The 3,042-nt window shown below is 69.4% G+C and carries 4 protein-coding genes; 2 read left to right on the top strand and 2 right to left on the bottom strand.

Going from position 1 to position 3,042, the window contains the following annotated elements:
• Nucleotides 1-946 (bottom strand): AMP nucleosidase (locus AC1D15_RS24475; protein WP_477828017.1); only part of this gene is annotated, 946 nt, incomplete at its 3' end.
• Between the two features lie 107 nt (nucleotides 947-1,053).
• Here AC1D15_RS24475 and AC1D15_RS24470 point away from each other — a divergent pair.
• The gene (locus AC1D15_RS24470) at nucleotides 1,054-1,815 is read left to right on the top strand and encodes a tetratricopeptide repeat protein (protein WP_477828016.1); all 762 of its coding nucleotides are present in this window, start codon (nucleotides 1,054-1,056) and stop codon (nucleotides 1,813-1,815) included.
• A gap of 16 nt (nucleotides 1,816-1,831) precedes the next feature.
• On the opposite strand, the gene AC1D15_RS24465 is transcribed toward AC1D15_RS24470, so the two are convergent.
• Nucleotides 1,832-2,542, bottom strand: coding sequence for an SDR family oxidoreductase (locus tag AC1D15_RS24465; RefSeq protein ID WP_477828015.1), 711 nt, complete (start codon nucleotides 2,540-2,542; stop codon nucleotides 1,832-1,834).
• A 130-nt stretch (nucleotides 2,543-2,672) separates the two neighbouring features.
• On the opposite strand from AC1D15_RS24465, the gene AC1D15_RS24460 reads away from it, so the two are divergent.
• The coding region (locus tag AC1D15_RS24460; protein ID WP_477828014.1) for a TetR/AcrR family transcriptional regulator at nucleotides 2,673-3,042 on the top strand (370 nt) is incomplete at its 3' end.

Genomic DNA, 3,042 nt, shown 5'->3' with positions numbered 1-3,042 from the left:
CCTGCGTGTTGCGCAGCCCGGCGCAGTGGCCGAGCATGATCCACGCATGCGGGCGCAGCACCGCGATGTGGTCGGTGATCGTCTTCGCGTTGGCCGGGCCGACGCCGATGTTGACCATCGTGATGCCGGCGCCGTCGCCGCGCACCAGGTGGTAGGCCGGCATCTGCGGCAGCCGCGGCGGGATCGCGCCCAGCTCGTCGCCGGGCCGGTGTGCCGTGCCGGTGCGGCGCGTGATCACGTTGCCCGGCTCGACGAAGGCGAGGTACTCGCTCGCCGGATCGGCCATCGCCTCATGGCCCAGGCGCACGAACTCGTCGATGTAGAACTGGTAGTTCGTGAACAGCACGAAGTTCTGGAAGTGGTCGGGCGCGGTGCCGGTGTAGTGGCGCAGCCGGTGCAGCGAGTAGTCGACGCGCGGCGCGGTGAACAGCGACAGCGGGTGCGATTGGCCGGGCCGCGTCTCGTAGGTGCCGTTGGCGATCGCGTCGTCCATCGCGGCCAGGTCGGGCAGGTCGAACATGTCGCGCATCAGCAGCCGGCGCTCCAGGCTCAGGCTGCCTTCCAGGTGGTCGTGCTCGGCCAGCGAGAAGTGCACCGGGATCGGCTGGCCGCTGACGCCGACCTCGAGCGCGACGTTGTGGTTCTTCAGCAGCAGCCGGAACTGCTCCAGGTAATAGCCCTGGAACAGGTCGGGCCGCGTCAGCGTGGTCTCGTAGGTGCCGGGGCCGGCGACGAAGCCATAGCTCAGCCGCGAATCGGCGCGCGCGACGGTGTCGGTGTGCACCCGCACGAAGGGGTAGCAGGCCCGCACGTGCTCGGTGGGGGCGGTGCCGGCGACGAAGCTGTGCAGGGCACCACGCAGGTGCGTGAGGCTCTGCTCGTAGATGGCCTGCACCTGCGCGAGCGCGGCGACCGGGTCGGTGAAGCGCTGGGAGTCGAGAGACATGGAATGTTCCTGGAGCCGTTCGTGACCATTCTCTCGCGCCGCCATCACCCGTGCCGGCCGGGGTTTCCTACAATTTGCGCCATCAAAACATCGGAGGAGGAACGTTCATGCCCATTGCAGGCCTCGGGCTTCACATCGTCATCGCGCTGTTCTTTGCCGTGCACGCGGTGCGCAGCCGGCAGCAGACCTACTGGCTGTTCGTGCTGTTCTCGTTCCCGCTGCTCGGCAGCATCGTCAACTTCCTGGCGATCTACCTGCCGGATTCGCGGCTGGAGCGCGGTGCGCGCAAGGCGATCGTCGCGGCGGTGAAATCGCTCGACCCGACGCGCGAACTGCGCGACGCCCGCGCCGCGTTCGAGTACACGCCGACCGCGCAGAACCAGATGCGGCTTGCCGCGGCGCTGTACGACGCCGGCGAGTTCGGCGAATCGGCGCAGACCTGGGAGGCCTGCCTGAAGGGCCCGTTCTCGACCGACCTCGAGATCCGCCGCGGTGCGGCCCGCGCCAATTTCGCCCGCGAGCGGCCGCAGGAGGCGATCAGCCACCTGAACGTGATCCGCCAGCAGGACCCGAACTTCCGCGAGGAAGAGATCTCGCTGCTGCTCGCGCGTTCGCTGGCCGCCGCCGGCCGTCACGGTGAGGCGCGCGACGCCTTCGAAGCGACGGTCGCGCGCTTCGGCAGCTTCGAGGCGCGGGCCGAGTTCGCGATCTGGGCGCTGGTGCAGCGCGAGACCGAACTCGCCGGGCGCCTGCAGGTGGAGATCCAGCGCGCCACCGAGCGCTGGAACCGCCACACCCGCGAGCTCAACGGCGAGCTGATGCGCCGGTTGCGCGTCGCGCACGAGCAGACCAGGACGCCGCCGGCCTGATCCGGCGCCAGCGGTTTCAGGCCGCCGCCGGCTCGCCCAGGTAGACCCCGCGCGGCGCGGCCAGCCCCTGCCGCACGTTGCGGCTGAGGTCGTCGGCCAGCACTTCCTCGGCACCGCTCGCGAGTGCGTCGACCACCTGCTGCGCCACCTGGTCGGGGTTCGCCTTCGCCGCGTCCAGGCCCTTCGTCATGTCGGTGTCCATGTAGCCGACGTGCACGCCCACCACCTGCGTGCCCTGCGCGCGCAGTTCGCCGCGCAGGCCGTTGGTCAGCGACCAGGCAGCCGACTTGCTCGTGCTGTAGGTCGCCGCGCTCGGGATGTTGACCCAGCTCAGCACCGACAGCACGTTGACGATCGCGCCGCCGCCGTTGGCCTTCAGCACCGGTGCGAAGGCCTGGCTGAGCGCCAGCGGGCCGAAGAAATTGGTCTCCATCTCGGCGCGTGCCGCCGCGGCACTGCCGGCGGCCAGCAGCGGCGAGCCGCGCGTGATGCCGGCGTTGTTGATCACGACGCTCACGTCCTTCAGTTGCGCGGCGGCGCGCGCGACGTCATCGGCGTTCGTCACGTCGAGCTTCACCGCCTCGACACCCGGCAGCGTGATGCTGGCCGGGTCGCGGGCGGCGGCATAGACCTTCTTCGCGCCGGCGGCGAGCAATTGCTGGACCAGCGACTTGCCGAGGCCACGGTTGGCGCCGGTCACGAGGAAGACGGCATTGCGGATGTTCATGGCGGATCCTTTCGGGGGGATGCAGAGATGTTTTATATGACGGTCGTCATGATTGAAATTATATGACGTACATCATTTATCATGTCAAGCGGCATCTTGAGCGTCACCTCGCCGGAAAGGTCTTCTCCCCATGAAAGTCAGTCGTGAACAAGCCGAGCAGAACCGCGAACGGGTGCTGCAGGTGGCCGCGAAGCTGTTCCGCGAGCGCGGTTTCGACGGCATCGGCGTGGCCGACCTGATGAAGAGCGCCGGCATGACGCACGGCGGTTTCTACGGGCAGTTCGGCTCGAAGGAAGACCTGATGGCCGAGACCTGCGCGCGGGTGTTCGCGGCGGGCGGGCAGCGCTGGCAGCGGGTCGTCGGCGAGGCGGCGGCGCGCGGCGACAGCGGCATGGCGGCGCTGGCACGCGCCTACCTGTCGGCCGAACACCGCGACGATCCCGGCGACGGCTGCCCGGTGTCGGCGCTCGGTGCCGAGGCGGCGCGCCAGGGGCCGGCGC

Source organism: Rhizobacter sp. P2_H2, assembly GCF_056403375.1.
The sequence above is the reverse complement of the archived record's forward strand: the minus strand, read 5'-3'. Positions and strand labels throughout refer to the sequence as shown.